The sequence below is a fragment of the Kordiimonas sp. SCSIO 12610 genome, from assembly GCF_024398015.1.
In the GTDB taxonomy this organism is placed as follows: domain Bacteria; phylum Pseudomonadota; class Alphaproteobacteria; order Sphingomonadales; family Kordiimonadaceae; genus CANLMI01.
Window position 1 is genome coordinate 144,910 of sequence record NZ_CP073747.1, and the last position, 21,005, is coordinate 165,914.

Consider the following 21,005-nt stretch of genomic DNA (forward strand, 5'->3'; position numbering starts at 1 on the left):
AATTATCTTTCTTCGCCCGACCTAATTGCACGTGCACGCGAAAGAATAGCTTCTTCAATTTGTAGAACCGTAGACGCCTGAACGGGGACAGTAATCCAATCAGTACCATTTCGCTGCTGGCGGATAACAGTAACCTTGATACCGTCTGATCTAAGGGTTTCAGATAAAAACCTTACGGCCACCTTAACTCGTTCGTTATCAACATCTGGTGTCAGTTGCCAATCCGTCAGAATAACACCACCAGCGGGCTCTGCCTGATCAATAGGCATAAACGAGAGAGTATCTAGTGTGGCTTGCCATAAATACCCATTCACACCAATTGCTGTTGTTCTAGGGGCAACGCCGCTGTCGCCACCACCAAAAATACTACATGCACCAAGCGACATACTAAGCATAACCACAAATAATGGCCGGGTAAAACGCGTCATAATAAATTCCGTTGAGTCGTTTTCGTTACTCGTTTTTTCACCATATAAATCTGACGAAAAAACGACTTTGTTTGGTTTATAGACGCCAGATCGGCTAATGACCAGCCAGAAAACGCTTAAATCGTGACTATTGAGACACAATTAAAGAATTTTAAAGACTCAGTATTGTATTATTACAAGCAATCGCACTAAAATACATTTGAGGTTACCTAATTTAGTATACAGAGTTTGTCATGAAACGTTCGTGGAAAGTTAGCATTTACGCTTTTATCTGCGCATTATCAGTAAATAGTATGGAAATCCATGCCTTTGATGATGATGAGAAACGTAACGAGTCTGAACAAGATCAGGCGGCTCTAAAAAAACTAGACAAAATGATTGCGGAAATCAAAGCTGCACCAAAACCTGTAACCGCCTCCAAAGACCCTATCATTGATAGCCTAGAACTTAGCCTTCGCAGCAGCGAAGAGAAAAAAGATGAAGGCTTCCTGTATTTGCAGGACAAATCATCAATTTCTACTATCAACTCACAAAGCGCCTCTCACAGACCGGGGTTTTCTTCATTATTGGCACCAAGCAACGCTATACGAGGTAACGCGTCGACCATATTTGATGGTTCGTCCCGTATTGGCCTGTCGTTTGGCAGCAATGAGGAAGAGGGCGAACGTGGCTTAGAAGTTGCTATAGAAAGCGCATATACCCTTTCAGGCACGAACCCACAATTAAATGGCAACAATTACGACTTAAGTGATCCATTTGCTGATAGGTCGTACAATGTAGGCCTGTCTGTCGGGTATTCCGGCTTTAATCTAAACGCCTCAGTCATCAGGGAAGAAAGTCTTTGGAATGGTGGCACAGAAGGTTTCGGAGTTGGTTTCTCCTACACAGGAAGTCGCTGGACTGCAAAGCTTTCACTTAGTGAATACAAAGAAGGTACTGATTTACAAGGTATCAACAACGAAGTTCGTAACTTCGTATCCGTTGAACTCGGTGCTTCGTTTGAGCTCAGTCGTCGATTTGGTCTTCTTGGTGGTATTCGCTACTATGACCAGCGTAACAGCTATTTAAGTCAATCCGACTTTGGAAGCGCACAAACCTTCTTCCTTGGCGGTCGTTTAAAATTCTAAAGCATAACAGCCTTATTATTGTTTAATACCCAGTGCGGGTCGTACAATACCGTCAATTGCCGCTATTCCTGCAATATTGATCGATTTTAAACGCCCAACAGTCCCAAACGAAATACCGCCAAGTGCAATTATTGGTATACGCGTCTTTGCAATCAACCGGGAAAACGCATGGATACCCATTGGCCTGGCACCTTTGTGGGAGTTTGTCGCAAAGACGGGTGAAACAAAAGCTGCACTCACTCCAAGACTTGCCGCGCGGGTTAATGCTTTTTGACTATGGCACGCAGCCGTTACCATTGAAACGCCTTTGAACTGGCGGGCAGTTCGATAGTCAAAAAGCATATATTCTGGTACATGGACGCCGTCAGCTTTCACTTTTTGTGCGAGGGTAAAATCGCCAGCGACCAAAAAATATAATCCACGTTTTCGACAAATCGAGCACATATTCGCGGCTAACACATCTCGGTCAGGGCATTCATAATCACGTAAAATTACAATAGACCCTTCCGGTAATGAATAGAGGACACGCTCAAGGTCACTTACGCGGCCCTGATCCGTCATAAATACCAGCGTTTCTACATTTGCTTTTCGTTTCAATCTATTCAAGATTGCCGTGCTAGTCTGCATACTGACCCTTGACCTGGTGCTATTCTTGGCACATACGAAGCCCTGATACCGTTTTAAAAACAGGAACCATTATGACTGATATCTCCACCAATATTACCGATATCAAAGCCTCCATTGCAGCAATGTGCAAGCACACAGGTACCGGCAACACAGCGCCCAACCTTATTGCGGTATCAAAACGTCAACCACAAGAGAAAATTGATTTGGCCCTAAAGGCAGGCCAGAGGGTTTTTGGTGAAAACAAAGTTCAAGAGGCGTTTGAACATTGGGGTGAAAACCGAAAACATTATGATGATCTGGAACTTCATTTAATCGGTAGTTTGCAAACAAATAAAGCAAAAGACGCTGTTCAACTATTCGATTGCATTCAAACCCTGGACAGGATCAAGCTCGCTCGGACCCTTGCGAAAGAAATAGAAAAACAAAACAAACCTATTCAGCTCTTTATTCAGGTAAATACGGGAGACGAACCGCAAAAAGGGGGGTGCTTGTTAAGTGGCCTCGAAACCCTGATAAACGAGAGCAAGGACCTAGGGTTAAATATTGTTGGGTTAATGTGTATTCCTCCAGTTGAAGATGATCCTTCGCTTCATTTTGCGTTATTGAAAAAACTAGCCAAACGATACGATCTTCCAAAGCTTTCGATGGGAATGAGTAACGATTACGCTCTTGCCGCCTCGATGGGAGCAACAGATATCCGTGTTGGCACCGCGATTTTCGGAGCAAGAGAAAACTAAGGGTTTATCAACGCTCAAGCCTGGGCCGGAAGAATTTCGACCTCATCTCCAGGCGACAAAAGCTCAACAAGCTGGCTTAAATCATTTAAGTTTAGCGCGACACACCCTGCGGTAGGTGAATAATCATCGCGAGCAACATGAATGAAAACCGCACTACCCTTCCAGGGAATAACTGGATCATCATTATGTCCAATAACGATAATAAGGTCATATATGTTATCACCGCGCCATAGCACCTCGTGTGATGCGCCAAAAGGCAAGCGAATATAACGATTATAGTCTACGTGGTTCGGGTCATCGCACCAACCACAGGCCTTGGAGGTTTCTGAAACGTTTATCTGGGTTTTCGGTACAGCAATTTTATCCGGCCGATAAAATATTTGGCGAATGGGATACACCCCTAACGGAGTTTTAAAGTCTCCCTCTACCATATCTTGCTGCGTTGCAATTCCTTCACGACCCAGAGCACATCTAGCATCAAAGTTTGGTCCTTTAAACCTACCGATAGATTGCTGATTTGCTGATTGCTGGACGATCCACCGTATTGTCATAGCAAGTGACCCGTTCGGGACTTCTTAATTTCAAGATACTGATGGTTGTGGGGATTGGTTGGGAATTTGTGCGCAACCCGCTCGGATACCTCTATACCAAATCGCTCTAAGGCTTCTATTTTGTTTGGGTTATTGGTCATCAGTCGAACAGTTTTAACATGAAGCGCTCTAAGCATTTCAGCAGCGGGTGCGTATACTCGCTCATCAACATCAAAACCTAATCGGGTGTTAGCATCGACAGTATCGTAACCTTGATCTTGTAGGCTATAGGCCTTCAATTTGGAAATAAGGCCAATCCCGCGCCCCTCCTGCGCCAGATACAGAACAATCCCACCGCCAGCTTGATCAATTGCTTTTATCGCCCCCTTCAACTGGTCACCGCAATCGCACTTCAAAGACCCCAGAAGGTCACCAGTAAAGCACTCGCTGTGAATACGCATTAAAACCGAACTGTTTCGATCAAAATCACCAATAATGATAGCGATATGCTCCAAACCACCAGCAACAGGGCGAAAAGCAACAAACTTTGTTTTGGCGGCACCTTCCAGCGGAATATTAGCTGCCGCTACCTGCATAAGTTTTGAACTGTCACCAATATCGGTGTTCAATATATCATACGTATTTAAAGTGATCGAAAACCCAACCTCGGTATCAAGACACTCAGCAACTAATAAAGCCGGTAATAAACGAGCAAACTTGACCAATTTAATCGCTGCTTTATCCATGTCAGGGTCTAAACTGTCTAATCTGGAAAACGGCCCCTTAAGTGGGCTGGATAAATCCGCCGAGGGATCAGCAAGTGCAATCAGATCACCAGACGACAACCACTTACTTCGCGTCAAACGAACAGCCTCGGAGCCTTTGTGTGCAACCTTTATTGTCGCAGCACGGTTGTCAGTTATCAGTAAAAAACTGTTGTTAAAACTAGTATCAAAGGCATTGAGAGAGGTTTCATTCACCAGCTCAAGCGGCATAATAGCATATTTTCTTGCCTGATCATCATGACCTGTAGTTAAAATAACAGGATAACCACGTCTAAGGTCGTCTGCAGCGCGCTCGATTGATAAAGAGATTTGTGCTTTATGGTGCATAATAAACCGTATAATAGTTACTTATAATAAATGCTATCGCTTGTGTTTTGTCATAGGCTCACTAAAGTATCAAACAAATGTGAAACTGATTTATGGTAATTTAGGCAGACTTTTCCTATATAGGCGCTAACACTGCCGTAATGACAGAACTAATTTAATATAACCACCGGAGAGCTTTTATGGCTGTACGTAAATTATTACTCGTAGATGACGACAACGATCTTCGTGAAACTTTGGCGGAGCAATTGGCACTTTGCGATGAGTTTTCTACAACAGAGCAAGAAAATGCCTCTGGTGCCCTGACATTTCTGTCTGATAATCAAGTTGATATGATTATTCTTGATGTTGGTCTTCCAGATATGGATGGCCGGGAATTATGCAAGCGCATCCGCAAAATGGGCGTGTCTGTTCCAATCATTATGCTTACGGGCATGCAATCAGACGCAGATACGGTTCTTGGTTTGGATTCTGGTGCAAATGACTATGTTACAAAACCATTTAGCTTCACTGTCTTACTTGCGAGAATACGCGCACATTTCCGCCAATATGAACAAAGCGAAGACGCAGTCTTTGACATTGGCCCATATCAGTTCCGTCCATCTGGAAAAATTCTAGACGAGCGCGAAACCGGCAAGAAAATTCGCCTGACAGAGAAAGAAACCGCAATTTTGAAATATCTTTACCGTGCTGGCGGAAAGGCTGTTGGCCGCGAGGAACTACTGGCGGAAGTTTGGGGTTATAATTCCGGTGTTACAACACACACGCTTGAAACCCACGTTTACCGCCTACGTCAGAAAATTGAGCCTGAACCTGGGATGGCGCGCTTACTCGTGACAGAGCCCGGTGGCTACAGTCTTCAAGGTCTGAACAAATAAACGTTTCAGATAGTAGTAATAAAAACCCGCCTAATAGGCGGGTTTTCTTTTAAATGTCAAAATCCACCAAAACCGGTGCATGATCCGATGGCTTCTCCCAGCCACGAGCTTGCCTGATCACTTCCATTTTTACTGTATTCGCTTTCAGCGACGGGCTGGTCCAGACATGATCAAGCCGCCGCCCTTTATCCGCTTTTGACCAATCACGAGCTCGGTATGACCACCAACTATATAGTCGTTCCGGTAAAGGGGTAAATTCACGCATAACATCAACCCAATCATGGGCTTTCATCAGTTCGAGCATCGCATCCGTTTCAACAGGAGTATGCGAGACAACTTTGAGGAGCTGCTTATGGTTCCAAACATCTTCTTCATACGGGGCGATGTTTAAATCCCCAACAAGGATACTTGGATCTTTTATTGTCTTCGACCAAGCTGTCATCTCTTCGATAAATTTAAGTTTGTGGGCAAATTTATCATTGGTATCAGGGTTTGGTTCGTCCCCACCTGCTGGTACATAAAAATTATGAATAACCTGACCCGTTGCAAGTTTTATTGAAATATGCCGTGCATCACCCATTTCACACCAATCAATATAGTCCTGACTTTCAAATGGCACTTTCGATAATGTCGCTACACCATGATGACTTTTCTGACCGCGAATAGCCATATGCGGCATCCCCATATCCTCAAAAAACTGGGTTGGAAACATATGGTCCTGCACTTTCGTTTCCTGCAAACACAAAATATCTGGCTTATAGTCTTGGATAAGTTGCTCAACGATATTCAGGCGGGCACGAACTGAGTTAATATTCCAGGTAATAAGGCGCATAAAGTCTCTTTCAATATGGGTAAGTGCAAAACTTGTTTGATATAATATTTAGTAGATCAGGAAACTGTTGCCAATAACCCCAATGGGCAGACGGCCTTGCTCAAAGAGTTGAAACCTGATGGCAAATGGATGGCTATTTTCTTCCGCGGCCATTCCAACCAGAACAGCATGATAGCAGGCCTGAATAGCGGCACCCGTAACAGCATTCACAAACCCTTCATCATGAATACCAAAGTGCGTCGACGCTTCTACAGCAGCTTCTCCAATCGCAGTGCCCACGGTGCCTGATACATGCGCCATAACCATTTCAAGCGTGTTTTCATCAATGATTGATAAAACATCACTGGTGAGGGCAGCCCTGAGTTGCTCTTCTGCTTCCCAAGCAGGGCTATTAATATCAAGGCTTTCAGCGGCCTCTGCGGCCTCTTCCCAGTCACCGAGGAACCCCGGCTCAGCTTCAGGAAAACCAAGCGTTTCGACATAGTCACGAGCGGTTACCACTAATGAACGATGAGGGTCCTCGCCCAATGTACTGAACCAAGGCACATCACTGGCAAGTGCTAAAAAGGGTGCAACAGACTTAAGCGAGGGATATTCATCCAAAATATCGTCCGCAAGAATTTCATCAATATCCACATCCTGAGAGGGGGATTGATTATTTTCATCATTATCTAATTCCATAAGACAACTCTTCTTGGTTAAGCGAGCAAATATGGATCAGATATAGGCAGAAAAGCGGCCGAAATAAAGTCGAAAGACGCTATCTGTATTAGCGAACACCGCGTCTGCGTTTCGCAAGCCCCCGTGGGTCTTCAAACGTCCATAGCGAACCCGCTAACTTCAGGTTAGTTTCAGTGTCAAAAAGCTCAACAACAGTTGTTTCGCCTTGCGCATCGTTGACAACCCAACTGATCAGGTCCAGTCCTTCACTTTGCTGATCCCGGAAATAGATGGTAATTTCCCCAATTTCAGGGCGGCGCTCATCGGTTGCATGGAGGGCAATAATATTCTTGATACCACCCGGCTCGACTTCAACCCGAGCGCCGTACGCAGCCAGATCCACCGAATTACCAAGCAAAACCCTCAATGGAGTATCTTCAACCGGCCATTTGGTCACCTGCTCGATTTCTTCATCGACCAAATTAAGGATTTTCCCATCACTAACCACAAGAATTGGCGTTTCATCGGAATAATCAAAACGAATGCGCCCTGGCCGCTCCATAAATAATTTGCCTTTTGAGGTCAGACCGCCTGGGGAACGCTGCGTAAAATTAGCCTGTAAGCTATTCACTCTATTCATATAACTTTGAATTTTTTGGAATGCGGCAAATACTGGCGTTTCTTCGACAAATGCTTCTTCCAATGCAGGCAATGATTTCTCTTCTGCACCTTTTATGGTTTGATTTTGATCACCAGAATTATCCTGCGCAGCAGACGGTACTGTCATCAACGATGCCATAATCAAAAGTGGGGCAAAAATAACTGTTTTCTTCATACTATCCTCAAACGTTTTCTTATTTTTAAAATTCATCTTCGCGTTCTGGCACCAAAATTTCACGTTGCCCCTTATGGTTTGGTGCACTAATTACCCCTTGTTCTTCCATTTCTTCGATCAATGTGGCGGCCTTGTTATAACCAATCTTCAATCGGCGCTGAATATAACTTGTAGATGCGCGGCGATCCCTGAGAACAATATCTACAGCCTTATCATATAAACTTGCTTCTTTATCATCCCCTGATGGCCCCGGGATGAACGGGCTATCGAAACCTTCTTCTGGTTCCTCGGTAACGCTGGATAAATAATCTGGCGCGCCTTGTCTCTTAAGGTGACCAACAACCGTTTCTACTTCCTTGTCGGCAACGAATGCGCCGTGAACCCGTGTAATACGACCACCGCCTGCCATATATAGCATATCCCCCATACCAAGAAGCTGCTCTGCCCCCTGTTCACCAAGGATGGTACGGCTATCAATTTTGGAGGTAACCTGAAAACTGATCCGCGTTGGGAAGTTCGCCTTGATTGTACCAGTGATAACGTCAACACTCGGGCGCTGAGTTGCCATAATTAAATGGATACCTGCCGCCCGCGCCATCTGTGCCAAACGCTGAACCGTTGCTTCAACATCCTTACCAGCAACAAGCATCAAGTCTGCCATTTCATCAATAACGATGACAATGTATGGCAAAACCTCAAAGTCAAATTCTTGCTCTTCAATAAGAGGCTGACCTGTTTCTTTATCAAATCCAGTTTGGACCTGACGAGTGAGTGTTTCACCTTTATCCAATGCTTCTGCAACACGCTTGTTGAATGCAGCAAGGTTACGAACACCGAGCTTTGACATATTGCGGTAGCGTTCTTCCATTTCCCGAACCGCCCATTTCAAGGCCACAACCGCTTTCTTAGGTTCGGTCACAACAGGGGTTAAGAGATGGGGAATGCCGTCATAAATCGAAAGCTCAAGCATTTTAGGGTCAACCATAATAAACCTGAGGTTATCGGGGCTATGCCTATAGAGAAGCGACAGTATCATGGTATTGATACCAACCGATTTACCAGACCCAGTTGTTCCTGCGACCAGCAAATGCGGCATAGTTGACAGGTCAGCAACAACCGGAGCACCACCGATATCCTTACCCAGCACCATCGGCAGACGCGCCTTATTACGCTCATAGTCACGGGAAGCGAGCAATTCACGTAAAAATACGGTTTGGCGGCTTGTGTTCGGCAATTCAATACCGATCGCATTTCGACCAGAGACCACAGCAACACGCGCAGAAATCGCACTCATTGAGCGCGCGATATCATCAGCAAGCCCAATTACCCTTGCCGATTTGGTACCCCGAGCAGGCTCCAATTCATATAGTGTAACAACTGGGCCAGGTCTAACGTCCTGAATGTCGCCCTGAACACCAAAGTCGCCTAGGACACCTTCTAGCATACGGGCATTTTGCTCAAGCGCTTCTTCACTGATTTTATCCAGTGCTGAAGCAGGTGGCGGGGCTTCCAATAGTTCAAGTGCCGGAAGAACAAAATCCCCCGTATCTCCAAAATTAAGAGTTGTCTGTGCTTCTTTCGCTTCGCGTTTGCCAAGAATAGCCTTCTTGGGTGCTTTTACACGTTTACGCGCAGTAGCTTGATGACGACTCTGTTCTTCGTCAATGATTGGGTCATCATGAATTTCCTCCGGTAAAACACCGAAGTCTCTTTCTTTCAAGCGGGCGCCCTTGACCGGGTCTGGCTTTTGAAACCTATCCTTAAGTGCAACAAACATATCCCACAGAAATGTAAGAATATAAGCTCCTAAACGAATAGATGCCCTGCCAAAGCGTTGGATTTGATCGTTAACAAACGCCCATTCATCTCGGTTAAGCGCAAGGGAATATAAAAACACGGGTACCGCGAGAAGAGCGAAAACAGCGCCATAAACCCAGGCAGGTACAATCAATTCAGCAAAAAGACTGACGATATAAAGGTATAATTGTTGACCGAGCGCACCGCCATAGCCTGCCTGCACCGGAAAATCAGGACTTGGTGCCATGACACTAAATGCAATAGAGAAAAGAACAAGCGCAAGGGATACACTTGCCAGATTTAACCAAAACCGACGAAGCCATCGAAGGCGCAGCAACTTCACGCCCCAGAATAAAATAGGTGCTATCAGAAAATAAGAAACAAGACCAAGGGATTGCATCAACACATCAGAAACGTTGGCACCAATTCCCCCGATCAAGTTTGTTACTGGCGAATTTGTTTCATTGTTTATGCCCGGGTCCGCTGGATTATAGCTAAATAAAGACAGCGCCACAGCCACAGCCAATCCAATAATCAACACCCCAAAAATCCGCCAGGCACTGTTCTTCATGAACAATACCAAGCCAGGCGGCAACAATGGCGGCGTATCAGAGGGTTTTACACGCTTTTTTGCGGTTTTTGCTTTCGGCTTTGCTTTTACCGCTTTTTTAGGTGTTTTGGTTTTAACCGCCATTTTTCCCCTATCTTCAATCAAATTAAAGGTAACTATCTGATCAGATACTCAAATGTTCTTATAGTGTTCGCAACACTTTACTTTGTTAAAACCCTATTCGACAAGAGGGGCTTTTTCATGGCATGCATTTTACGCTATTTCTTTGGCAGCCATGCGACACTAGAACACTGGACAAATACCGCCCCGATCCATAAAAAATATGTATGGAGTGTTTGTATGACCAATATTATTGAAACTGATATATCAATTATCGGCGGAAGCCTAGCTGGCCTGACCGCAGCGATCGGACTTGCAGAAATCGGGTTATCTGTCACCGTGGTTGATATGATCCCAATTAAAGACCAAGTTCAACCATCCTTTGATGGCCGGTCAAGTGCTATTGCCTTTGCATCCTGTGAGATGCTGAAAGCACTGGGCATCTGGAAGTTTCTTGAAGGCCATGCTCAGCCAATTTTAGATATTAGAGTTTCAGACGGCCCATCCCTGATGCATCTTCACTTTGACCATGAAAGTCTCGGTGAAGGGCCGCTCGGCAACATGCTGGAAAATCGCCATATCCGCGAAGCGTTGGCAAAACGAGTGGAAGAATTAGAAAATATTAGCGTGCTTGCGCCAGAGAGCGTGGAAAATATAGAGCGAGATAAATCCAAATCGACCTTAACGTTAAAAAGCGGAACAGTCATAACGTCAAAACTACTGCTCGGCATCGATGGTAGGCAAAGCCTAGCGAGACGTAACGCAAACATTCCAACGTCAAACTTTTCTTATGGTCAGGTTGGTATTGTGTGTTCTATCGAGCATGAACATAGTCACTGCGGTATAGCACATGAACGGTTTTTGCCTTCTGGTCCCTTTGCAATATTACCGTTAACCGGAAACCGATCCTCATTAGTCTGGACGGAAAAAGAGCACTTGCGCGATACCATCATGAATCTCTCGGACCGGGCCTTCAATGCGGAAGTTAAGCGGCGCGTAGGTGATTTTCTGGGTGACATTGAAGTGATTGGTGGTCGCTGGGCCTACCCTCTTACACTTCAATATAGCGATACATACATCAGCACACGTATGGCACTTCTAGGTGATGCGGCGCATGCAATTCATCCAATTGCCGGACAAGGCCTAAATATGGGACTTCGTGATGTCGCCGCGTTTCTGGAAATTATATCAGACAGCATGCATGTCGGACTTGAAATCGGGTCAGAACATGTACTCGCTAAATATCAGGAATGGCGCAGATTTGATAATGCGAGTTTAATCGGCGTTACGGACATCCTAAACCGTTTGTTTTCTAATGATATTGGCCCGATTAAAGCTGCACGTGACGTTGGATTAGCCGTTGTCGATAAAATCCCGCCATTGAAAAACTTTTTCATGTCACATGCGCGTGGAACCGTCGGGGAACTGCCAAAACTATTGAGGGGTGAACCACTTCTTTAGGTATAGCGTAAATCATGTATGAGTAATGCACCTGACGATATTCTACAGCCTGACTCTATTCGTTATAGTCGGGACGAAGACCTGCCTGCCTTGGAAGGTTCAGATACTTTTTTGTCGGTGAAACTTTTTCCGCATCGCTCAATGACCCCAAAGAATGTGCAAACTATGCTCATAATCATTGGTATCATATGTGCGCTTGCAGGCATTCGATTCATCATTGCTGGTGCGTGGCCGGTTGTTTTATTTGTATTGTTTGATGTTATCGCCCTTGGGTTTGCATTTTATTTTAATTTTCGGGCAGCACGACTATATGAAACCGTACACCTGACACAGCAATCCCTGATTATATGCCGTATTCACCCAAACCGTCAGGTAGAAACCTGGAGCTTAGAGCCTTATTGGCTTCAAGTGAGGGTTAAAGAAACATCCGATAATGATAAACTTCAGATTCTCTCTCATGGGAAACAGTTGGAAATTGGTGAGTTTCTAACGGCATATGAAAAAAGAGATTTCGCCAACTCCTTGGATAAGGCCCTGAATGATTGGAAACGTCAGGACTTTGTAACCTGACAGTAAACCTGAGTGATCGTCTTAGCGCCCCTAAGTTCCTTGCCAATATCCGCATAATTTGCGGCATTGATGGTGCGCCATGTCTCCAACCCTTCTCTAAAATGAATTTCAGACCCCAGATCATCATTTAAGAAAACCCGTGGGTGAGTGGTATAGACCCTGCCACGCCTTGGTGCACCAGCGACAACCGTCCCGACAACAATACCATTACCATCGAAAACCGGCCCACCTGAAATACCACCAAGGGCGCCATTAAAAAACGGTAACCGCTCACGTTCGACCCAGGCGATAACAGGTTCACGAGTATTATAACGACCGGATGACCGCATATTATTCCGACCAATAACAGTGGCACGAACATCTGCGGGATTTCCTTGCGGGTAGCCCATCATATATCCGTCATCCCCGCGGTCAGGAGCGATAGACGCAAGATATACCGAGCGTGCTTTCACGCGATTTGATTTGAGAACAGCAAAATCCCGGCGTTGATCAATTGTTACCTTTTGAACTGCACTAAATCTTCCCGATTGGTGGGCAATATAAATTCGTGTACAGCCATCAACGACATGCCTGGCAGTTACATATGTGCCTTTTGCGTCCACCGCAAAAGCCGTCCCAACACTATTGGATAATTTCGTGTCCAGATTTACCAAAACATCGCCACCATTATTGATAGGAAGCTTTTGATTGTCTGGTAAAGTTTGTGCAGGAACCTTGGGTGGTGCAGCCCTACGGGGCGATCGATTATCTTCTTCACCTGCATAACGAACAATCACAATGATAATGATTGCTGCATAGGTGAAAAACTCGATAAAACGGCGCATCTTTTACCCCGAAATTGCCGCTGAATTGATAAACGCCGTGCTTAGCTTGACCGAAACGACCATAACTGCAGCGCCCATTTCTCCGGCCTCGATACGACTGGACAGTCCTTTAAGGAAAAGATCGGCCAACCTGAATGCAACAATCTGTAGAATAAGAGCAATGACACCCCATAAAACAATATCCCATACAGAAACAGATGCTGATAATGAAAAGGCTAGCGGAAGAGCAAGACCGATGATTGCACTTCCATAAGAAAGGGCTGCCGCAACATTGCCATCCCGGATTAAAGCAATTTCTTCGTGGCGCGTAATTTTGGTGTAAATGAACGCACCCATAATTAAGATCATCAGGCTAACGCCAGAATGAACCATAAAAACAGGCAGCCCAGCCCACAATGATAATAATGCTTCCTGCATATTGCCCCCCTTATTTAAACGCCAAAGTCCGATAGTCCCAACACATCCATCATCGAAAAGCGACCTTTTGACTGTTCAGCCGCCCAGCGTGCAGCACGCACAGCACCAGCAGCAAAAAGACCGCGGTTTTCGGCCCGGTGCGATAAGGTTAGGCGCTCATTATCGCTTGCAAAAATAATTTCGTGTTCACCAATAACGGAACCACCACGAAGTGTGGCAAAGCCAATATCGCCGACTTGTCTTTCTCCGGTAATACCATCACGGGATTTAACTGCTGTTTCCTTAAGGTTAACACCACGGCCAGCTGCTGCTGCTTCGCCAATCATCATTGCCGTACCGGAAGGCGCATCAACCTTGTGTTTATGGTGCATTTCGAGGATTTCGATATCCCATTCAGGGCCTAAAACAGCTGCCATTTTCTTCGAAAAGGCGGTCATTAGGTTAACCCCAAGGGAGAAGTTGCCTGCTTGTACCACACATACTGCCTGACCTATTTGGTCAAGAACCTGATGATCTTCATCACCCAACCCCGTGGTCCCAACAATATATGAAGCACCGTGTTTTTCTGCGTATTTCGCATGAACAACCGTATTTCCGGGGGGTGTAAAGTCGATGACGACATCACTTTGTTCAAAAACACTTTCGCTTGAGGCGTTTAAGGTAACCCTGGTAGCAGGATAGCATTCTTTGCCGACGCCAGGATGGTTAGCAACATCGCTCGCGGTAAAAAACTCAAGCCGTGCACCGTTAGCTTTATCATCTTGCGTTAATATAGTTTGAATGATCGACTGGCCCATACGGCCCATAGCACCGACAACGCCTACCTTTACTTTTTTTTCTGACACGCCTTTACCCTCATAAACGATAACACCGAATTAAATACGTGTTTAATACTATGCTTGAGTAACATATTGGACATGTTTGGCACTAGCAGAAAGTCATGCAATTAAAATCAAATGGAATATTATCACTTATTCAAGCTTTTCAATCCATTCATGGATCAGGCGTAACCCTTCCTTATGGACGATTGTACGGCCTGTTTCGGGCATCATAATGCCCGGGTCTTCTGAGTGCATACGAAAGTGCAAAATTGAATTTTCAGGCCTTCCTGGATCGATATCGAATGACAACCCACCAGACCCGCGGCCTGCTGCAACGGGGCGTTTTTTATATCCCCAGTGGACAGGATCCTTTTCACCATATGTCAGAAATAAACCAGATGTAGAGGCTGGCCCTCTAAGTCGGTGACAATGGGCACAATTGATATCTAAATATGCGCGCGCTCGACTGTTTAGATCAGAATTCTCATTCTCTATCGGCGGGATATGTTGGACATTTTCAATAGGCGGTAAGCTCTCTAAAACACCTTGTTTTGTCCATTCTATCAATTGATTTTCAACGCCGCCTCTATAAGCATAATCCTTATTTAAATTCCTTGCTTTGGGCCCAATAGGTGTAAATGCCTTATCTAGGGTATGACACCCCTTACACTGGTTTTTGTTCGGCACTTTATATTCTATTTGTCGAAGGTTGCCGCTCGTATCGATCCAATCAATATCCAGCCTCTTGCCAGCAACTTTTAACACTGCATCGCTTTGGTCATCATTCCATACATATGCCCACGCATTCCAGCCCTTTTCCTGATGGATTAAAAGCCGTGTTTCAATCAACCTGATATTCTGATCCGGCTTACGGAAATCCGCAGGATAGGCAAACGTTTTAATAAGAACAGAGCCAACAGGAAATTTAAGAACTTCCGTTTCGTCATAAGATGCAGTTTTGCCGCTTGGTACATAAACAAATCGATACTTGTGTGCATAATCAGTAAACAAAGAGACCTGAAGGTCATAGGGCAAAATTCCCTCAGTCGGTATTTGCGCACCAAGGTCAGAAAACAACCCATATTCAGATAATAGCCGCGCAGGGCGCACTTTTAACAAGGCCTCATCATTCACGGATACTATTTTATCCTGAGCAACACCCTGATGAATTGCTGTAAACGTTAAACCCAGAAAACTTAGAATATATAAAAACCTGATACGCACCGAAGTCTGCTCTCTAATCCTGTGGTTGATCTTGCTGTTGATCTTGTGGCAGCTTTACAGCGTCACGTGTTGGAAGCGTACCTTTGTATTTTTGCTTCTCTGTATCAATCGAAGCCCCCCACGGCAGGATATAATCCAGCATAAGCTGAAGATTTGCATAGGATACGTCATCAGCTTCTTCAACATAAATGGCTTTATCACTGTCTGGTCCGAACATAGCGGCCCAAACACCATCAACTACACCGTCCCAGATAATATCCGGTACAGGCGTACCAGTGATTGGGGCAACAATATCTTTCACATCTTTATCAGGATCAAAACCACCATCACCATATATATTGTTATGCACATATACATTCTGTGGAAGCGGGCTGTAATTTGGATCATCAAATTCCTGTTGATACGAAACGATCAGAACATTCACTGAGCCATTGCCACCAATCTCGTTACCGAAAACCTCGATATCACGATTTGACATCAACATGATGCCTGTACCCTTGGGAACACTTGCGACAATATTTCCAGCAGGCGCAAAGTTAGGAACATCATTATTAAGGGATTTATTATTAAACAACCTTATTGAATGTCCCCCCTGTTGTGGGAGGTTGGGAAGATCAAAAACAAGGATACCACCCGTGTTGTGCTGGGCTATATTATCATGAACATCGGCAAAATAACTGTTCTCGATTTCAATGCCAGCAACATTATATTCAGCGAGGCTATTGCGAACAATTATATACTGACTTTGTCCGACATAAATGCCTGCGTCCGAGGCACCCTTTACAACAGCACGGTCAATAAGGACATTTTTAGATTGTACAGGATATAAGCCATAGGCACCATTTGTCTCTTTCGGGCCTTCGGTCCACTCAACCCTTACATCTACAAAAGAAACTGTATCAACTCCTTTTGCCTTAATGCCATCGCCGGGGGTATCTTCTACTGCGAGCTTTTCAATGCGCACATTATTGGATGTGATTAATAACCCTTCCGAACCCGAGGTCTGACCCTTAAACGAGAGAACCGTTTCATTCTTGCCTGCGCCCTTAAGCGTAATACCCTCTATATCGATAGAAAGAGGGCCAAAGAATTCATATCGCCCAGGGGCCAGTTCAATAGTGCTGCCGGGATCAGAGAGGATCAATGCTTCCTGAAGCTGCTCCTCTACATTATCTCTAGGGGAAATTTTAATAACCTGCCCTGATTGAGCCGATGCCCCTATAGAAACGGCGATAATTAATAAGCTAAGTAAAAACGTTCTAACACTCATATCATAGTCTCCCCATACGAATGGCGAAAGTGCCCCCCTATCCACTGCCATTTTATATATTTCAGATTACATGCTTTTATGTAATAGTCAACAAATGTGAAACTTATTCACTTATTAGAGAAAGTAATGATTTGACTGTTTGGCCCGAGAAAATAAAGAAAATACCAACGCAAGCGCGTGCCATTAAGCGCGTACAAAATATCCTATCCGTAAGTCAATTGATTATTGAAGAACAAGGTGTTGATGCCTTTACAACAACAACACTAGCCAAACAGGCGGGGTTACCTATTGGGTCTATTTACCAATATTTCGAATCCCGAGAGGACATCCTCCAGCATATCTACAATAATGCTTATTCAGAAGTATTGGAAAAAGTTAAACGGCTATTTGATGATATTGAAGGCGGTATTAATTTTGAGGTTTTGAACCAAAAAATCATCAATAGTTTTTGGCATGAAGCAAAAAACCATAAAAGCTTCAACAAGTTAACAAGGTGGGCCAACAGTTCCAGCACAATATGGGAAACAACCGCACTCGATAAAAGTGAGATCCCAATTTTGGTCGAAAAAAGCCTATTGGCCGCAAATATTGAATTACCCGAGACAAGAAAAGACGGTTTTATCAAAACCATATCTACGGTTATTTCGGTGTTAATCGATCAAGCAATCGAGAATGAGGAACAAGCGGAATTACTAATCGAAGAACTCAGGGTTATTGTAAATGCCTATGTAAAAACACTTACATAAATTGATGTGGCAGAAACCTATTATCCCGCCACAGTTCTTGAATTTTTATTCAGTCAAATCATCCCAGAGATCTTTAACCTTTGAAAAGAACCCTTCTGAACGGGGTGAAATATTATCGCCACCTTCTTTTGCAAACTCTTCCATCAGTTCGCGTTGACGTTTGGTTAGATTTACGGGTGTTTCGACGGCAGTTTCAAGGATCATATCACCTACATAACCACCATTTAGTTCGGGCATCCCTTTACCGCGTAACCTGAACTGGCGACCACTTTGTGTACCTTCGGGGATCTTCACCCGCGCGCGACCACCACCAATTGTCGGAACCTCAATTTGTCCGCCCATAACGGCGGTTGTCATTGGGATAGGCACCTGACAATAAAGCATTTCAGCATCACGCTTGAAAATTGCGTGCGATTTAATCGTAAGGAAAATATATAAGTCACCGGATGGGCCTCCGCGAACGCCTGCCTCACCCTCACCGGACAAGCGAATTCGTTGGCCTTCGTCAACACCCTGCGGGATTTTTACCTCTAATGTTTTCTCTTTTTCAACACGACCGGCGCCGCGACATACCTTACATGGGTTTTTAATGATATGGCCTACGCCCTGACATGTCGGGCACGTGCGCTCCACCATGAAAAACCCCTGGTTTGCACGGACCTTACCATGCCCACCACATGTTCCACAAACCTCTGGGCTAGAGCCTTTTTCCGCTCCTGAACCATTACACGGATCACAAGAGATAGATGTTGGAACGCGGATTGTATCGGTTTTGCCAGCGAAGGCTTCTTCAAGTGTGATTTCAAGGTTAAAGCGAAGGTCATTACCACGCGTCGCGCTATTGCCGCCGCGACGTCGACGACCGCCGCCCATACCACCGAAGAATTCTTCAAAAACATCTGAAAAATCGAAACCGCCAGCGCCGCCACCTGGATGACCACCGCCACCCATACCGTTTTCAAACGCCGCATGCCCATACCGGTCATAAGCAGCTCGCTTTTCCGGGTCTTTTAAAACGTCGTACGCTTCGCCGATTTCTTTGAATTTTTTTTCAGCTTCCGCATCACCCGGGTTACGGTCAGGGTGATATTGCATAGCTTGTTTTCTAAAGGCTTTTTTCAAAGTCCCTTCATCAACATCTTTCGCTACACCCAAAAGGTCATAATAATCTTGTTTTGCCACGAACAGGGTATCCTATTTCCAGCGATACGATCTATAGAGCGCCAAGCGCCTCTGAGACAAAAGGCGCTGCATACAAAAGTGTGCAACGCCCATCATCATTGAATAGACGATATCATTTTACTTTTTGTCTTCGTCAACTTCTTCAAAGTCAACATCAACAACATCGTCATTCTCTCCGCTTTCTGCTTCGCGGGCAGCAGCGTCAGCAGCTTGCTCATCTGTAGGGCCAGCTTCACCTTGGCTATCCTTATAGATCTGCTCACCGAGCTTCATAGATACCTGACCAAGCGCTTCTGTTTTTTGCTGGATATCATCAAGGTCTTCGCCTTCAAGTGATGTCCGAAGCGCTGCAATCGCGTCTTCGATCGCTTTCTTATCGTCAGCACCAACCTTATCACCATGCTCGGAAAGGTTTTTCTCAGCGCCGTGGATCAATGCTTCACCCTGATTGCGAGCTTCAACAAGCTCTTTGCGTTTCTTATCAGAATCAGCATTGGCCTCAGCATCTTTGACCATTTTTTCGATATCGTCATCAGAAAGACCACCAGAAGCCTGAATACGGATTTGCTGTTCTTTACCTGTGCCTTTGTCTTTTGCAGACACATTCACAATACCGTTGGCATCAATATCAAATGTAACTTCAATTTGCGGAACACCGCGCGGCGCTGACGGGATACCCACAAGATCAAACTGACCAAGCAGTTTGTTATCCGCAGCCATCTCACGCTCGCCCTGGAATACGCGAATAGTCACCGCGCCCTGGTTATCTTCCGCTGTAGAGAAAACCTGGCTCTTCTTCGTTGGAATTGTTGTATTGCGCTCAATCAAACGAGTGAACACGCCGCCAAGCGTTTCAATACCAAGTGAAAGCGGTGTTACATCAAGAAGAAGAACATCCTTCACATCGCCCTGAAGAACACCTGCCTGAATAGCAGCACCCATTGCAACCACTTCGTCAGGGTTAACGCCTTTGTGTGGCTCACGACCAAAGAAATCTTTAACGATTTCCTGAACCTTAGGCATCCGGGTCATACCACCAACAAGAACAACATCATCAATTTCACCAGCAGCAAGGCCCGCGTCCTTAAGTGCTTTACGGCATGGCTCAAGCGTACGCTGCACGAGGTCTTCAACAAGGCTTTCAAACTTAGCACGAGTTAGCTTCATTTGAAGGTGTTTAGGACCAGACGCATCAGCAGTGATAAACGGAAGGTTCACTTCTGTCTGCTGAGAAGAAGAAAGTTCGATTTTTGCTTTTTCCGCAGCTTCTTTAAGGCGTTGAAGCGCCATGCGGTCACCGCGAAGATCAATGCCGTTTTCTTTTTTAAACTCGTCAGCGAAGTAATCAACAAGGCGCATGTCAAAATCTTCACCGCCAAGGAACGTATCACCGTTTGTAGATTTCACCTCGAATACACCGTCACCAATTTCAAGAATTGATACGTCAAATGTACCACCGCCAAGGTCAAATACAGCAATTGTATGGCCGTCTTCTTTCTCTAGGCCATATGAAAGCGCTGCAGCTGTTGGCTCGTTAATGATACGGAGAACTTCGAGGCCAGCGATTTTACCAGCGTCTTTCGTTGCCTGACGCTGGGCGTCATTAAAATACGCAGGAACGGTAATAACGGCCTGAGTTACATCTTCACCCAAGTAACCTTCTGCTGTTTCCTTCATTTTCTGAAGGATCATTGCAGATACCTGACTTGGTGAATATTTCTCACCTTTGGCTTCTACCCATGCATCACCGTTATCGGCTTTAACGATGCTGTATGGGACCATTTCGAGGTCTTTTTGTGTTGTCGGGTCGTTGAATGTACGACCAATCAAACGCTTGATAGCAAATAATGTGTCAGATGGGTTTGTCACTGCCTGACGCTTTGCAGGCTGGCCAACAAGGCGTTCGCCCTCATCTGTAAAACCAACGATAGAAGGGGTTGTACGCGCACCTTCTGAATTTTCAATAACTTTCGGTTTTGACCCGTCCATGATAGATACGCAGCTATTAGTGGTACCTAAGTCAATGCCAATTACTTTACCCATTGTATTTCTTGTCCTTACTATAGCCGACTAGAAAAGCCCATTCGGCACAATTCTAGCCTCTTGAAGTTTGTAATTCTATTCGATCACCTTAAAGGGCAATCGTGTTTCACGGCCTATATAGTGACCAAAACCGTGGCCTGCAAGGGATGAGATCAAGAAATATTGTAAGAAAATACTGTTTATTACGTCTGATTATAGGAAGCCTGATTGATATCAG

General features: G+C 45.0%; 21 protein-coding genes. 6 read left to right on the forward strand and 15 right to left on the reverse strand.

Features of this window, described 5'->3' with window-relative positions:
- Positions 1-2 precede the first annotated feature (2 nt).
- Entirely contained in the window at positions 3-428 is a 426-nt protein-coding gene (locus KFF44_RS00725) for a DUF3576 domain-containing protein (RefSeq protein ID WP_255936246.1), read from the reverse strand.
- A gap of 233 nt (positions 429-661) precedes the next feature.
- On the opposite strand from KFF44_RS00725, the gene KFF44_RS00730 reads away from it, so the two are divergent.
- Positions 662-1,555, forward strand: a complete 894-nt coding sequence (locus KFF44_RS00730; RefSeq protein ID WP_255936247.1) for a porin — start codon at positions 662-664, stop codon at positions 1,553-1,555.
- Positions 1,556-1,570: 15 nt separating this feature from the next.
- Here KFF44_RS00730 and KFF44_RS00735 read toward each other — a convergent pair whose 3' ends face one another.
- On the reverse strand, positions 1,571-2,182 hold the full coding sequence (locus KFF44_RS00735) for a thiamine phosphate synthase (protein WP_255936248.1): 612 nt from the start codon (positions 2,180-2,182) through the stop codon (positions 1,571-1,573).
- Positions 2,183-2,253: 71 nt separating this feature from the next.
- On the opposite strand from KFF44_RS00735, the gene KFF44_RS00740 reads away from it, so the two are divergent.
- The gene (locus KFF44_RS00740) at positions 2,254-2,919 is read left to right on the forward strand and encodes a YggS family pyridoxal phosphate-dependent enzyme (protein WP_255936250.1); all 666 of its coding nucleotides are present in this window, start codon (positions 2,254-2,256) and stop codon (positions 2,917-2,919) included.
- A 14-nt stretch (positions 2,920-2,933) separates the two neighbouring features.
- On the opposite strand, the gene KFF44_RS00745 is transcribed toward KFF44_RS00740, so the two are convergent.
- Together KFF44_RS00745 and ribA are read right to left on the reverse strand one after the other, a co-directional pair.
- On the reverse strand, positions 2,934-3,470 hold the full coding sequence (locus KFF44_RS00745; protein ID WP_255936252.1) for a L,D-transpeptidase: 537 nt from the start codon (positions 3,468-3,470) through the stop codon (positions 2,934-2,936).
- Positions 3,467-4,561: a GTP cyclohydrolase II gene (ribA, locus tag KFF44_RS00750; protein WP_255936253.1), complete on the reverse strand. Its 1,095-nt coding sequence runs from the start codon at positions 4,559-4,561 to the stop codon at positions 3,467-3,469. Before ribA ends, KFF44_RS00745 begins: the two co-directional genes overlap by 4 nt.
- Before the next feature lie 179 nt (positions 4,562-4,740).
- Here ribA and KFF44_RS00755 point away from each other — a divergent pair, with 179 nt between their 5' ends.
- Positions 4,741-5,436 (forward strand): response regulator transcription factor, encoded by a 696-nt coding sequence (locus KFF44_RS00755; RefSeq protein ID WP_255936255.1) that lies wholly within the window; start codon positions 4,741-4,743, stop codon positions 5,434-5,436.
- Positions 5,437-5,485: 49 nt separating this feature from the next.
- On the opposite strand, the gene xth is transcribed toward KFF44_RS00755, so the two are convergent.
- The 4 genes from xth to KFF44_RS00775 all read right to left on the reverse strand — a co-directional run bounded on the left by xth (position 5,486) and on the right by KFF44_RS00775 (position 10,254).
- Positions 5,486-6,268, reverse strand: coding sequence for an exodeoxyribonuclease III (xth, locus tag KFF44_RS00760; protein WP_255936257.1), 783 nt, complete (start codon positions 6,266-6,268; stop codon positions 5,486-5,488).
- A gap of 48 nt (positions 6,269-6,316) precedes the next feature.
- A complete protein-coding gene (locus KFF44_RS00765; protein ID WP_255936259.1) occupies positions 6,317-6,949 on the reverse strand; it encodes a hypothetical protein in 633 nt (210 codons plus the stop codon).
- Between the two features lie 88 nt (positions 6,950-7,037).
- Positions 7,038-7,763: an outer membrane lipoprotein carrier protein LolA gene (locus KFF44_RS00770; RefSeq protein WP_255936261.1), complete on the reverse strand. Its 726-nt coding sequence runs from the start codon at positions 7,761-7,763 to the stop codon at positions 7,038-7,040.
- Positions 7,764-7,788: 25 nt separating this feature from the next.
- Positions 7,789-10,254, reverse strand: coding sequence for a DNA translocase FtsK (locus KFF44_RS00775; protein ID WP_255936263.1), 2,466 nt, complete (start codon positions 10,252-10,254; stop codon positions 7,789-7,791).
- Positions 10,255-10,371: 117 nt separating this feature from the next.
- Here KFF44_RS00775 and KFF44_RS00780 point away from each other — a divergent pair, with 117 nt between their 5' ends.
- Both KFF44_RS00780 and KFF44_RS00785 read left to right on the forward strand, forming a co-directional pair.
- Positions 10,372-11,691, forward strand: coding sequence for a UbiH/UbiF/VisC/COQ6 family ubiquinone biosynthesis hydroxylase (locus KFF44_RS00780; RefSeq protein WP_255936265.1), 1,320 nt, complete (start codon positions 10,372-10,374; stop codon positions 11,689-11,691).
- 18 nt (positions 11,692-11,709) lie between these two features.
- The gene (locus KFF44_RS00785) at positions 11,710-12,261 is read left to right on the forward strand and encodes a DUF2244 domain-containing protein (RefSeq protein WP_255936266.1); all 552 of its coding nucleotides are present in this window, start codon (positions 11,710-11,712) and stop codon (positions 12,259-12,261) included.
- Here KFF44_RS00785 and KFF44_RS00790 read toward each other — a convergent pair.
- The 5 genes from KFF44_RS00790 to KFF44_RS00810 form a co-directional block, all read right to left on the reverse strand.
- Positions 12,243-13,085: a serine protease gene (locus KFF44_RS00790; RefSeq protein WP_255936268.1), complete on the reverse strand. Its 843-nt coding sequence runs from the start codon at positions 13,083-13,085 to the stop codon at positions 12,243-12,245. The two genes, KFF44_RS00785 and KFF44_RS00790, sit on opposite strands and share 19 nt — an antisense overlap.
- A gap of 3 nt (positions 13,086-13,088) precedes the next feature.
- Positions 13,089-13,502 (reverse strand): DUF350 domain-containing protein, encoded by a 414-nt coding sequence (locus KFF44_RS00795; protein ID WP_255936270.1) that lies wholly within the window; start codon positions 13,500-13,502, stop codon positions 13,089-13,091.
- A gap of 14 nt (positions 13,503-13,516) precedes the next feature.
- Positions 13,517-14,347, reverse strand: coding sequence for a 4-hydroxy-tetrahydrodipicolinate reductase (gene dapB / locus KFF44_RS00800; RefSeq protein WP_255936272.1), 831 nt, complete (start codon positions 14,345-14,347; stop codon positions 13,517-13,519).
- A 126-nt stretch (positions 14,348-14,473) separates the two neighbouring features.
- Positions 14,474-15,547: an SO2930 family diheme c-type cytochrome gene (locus tag KFF44_RS00805; protein ID WP_255936273.1), complete on the reverse strand. Its 1,074-nt coding sequence runs from the start codon at positions 15,545-15,547 to the stop codon at positions 14,474-14,476.
- Between the two features lie 13 nt (positions 15,548-15,560).
- Positions 15,561-16,817 carry a parallel beta-helix domain-containing protein gene (locus tag KFF44_RS00810; RefSeq protein ID WP_255936274.1) on the reverse strand — a complete coding sequence of 419 codons (1,257 nt, stop codon included), beginning with the start codon at positions 16,815-16,817 and terminating at the stop codon, positions 15,561-15,563.
- A gap of 131 nt (positions 16,818-16,948) precedes the next feature.
- On the opposite strand from KFF44_RS00810, the gene KFF44_RS00815 reads away from it, so the two are divergent.
- Complete coding sequence (locus KFF44_RS00815; protein WP_255936275.1) at positions 16,949-17,563, forward strand: TetR/AcrR family transcriptional regulator; 615 nt, start codon at positions 16,949-16,951, stop codon at positions 17,561-17,563.
- 45 nt (positions 17,564-17,608) lie between these two features.
- Here the strand turns inward: KFF44_RS00815 and dnaJ are convergent, their stop codons facing one another.
- A complete protein-coding gene (gene dnaJ / locus KFF44_RS00820) occupies positions 17,609-18,745 on the reverse strand; it encodes a molecular chaperone DnaJ (RefSeq protein ID WP_255936277.1) in 1,137 nt (378 codons plus the stop codon).
- Between the two features lie 117 nt (positions 18,746-18,862).
- Positions 18,863-20,788 carry a molecular chaperone DnaK gene (gene dnaK, locus KFF44_RS00825; RefSeq protein ID WP_255936281.1) on the reverse strand — a complete coding sequence of 642 codons (1,926 nt, stop codon included), beginning with the start codon at positions 20,786-20,788 and terminating at the stop codon, positions 18,863-18,865.
- Between the last annotated feature and the right edge of the window lie 217 nt (positions 20,789-21,005).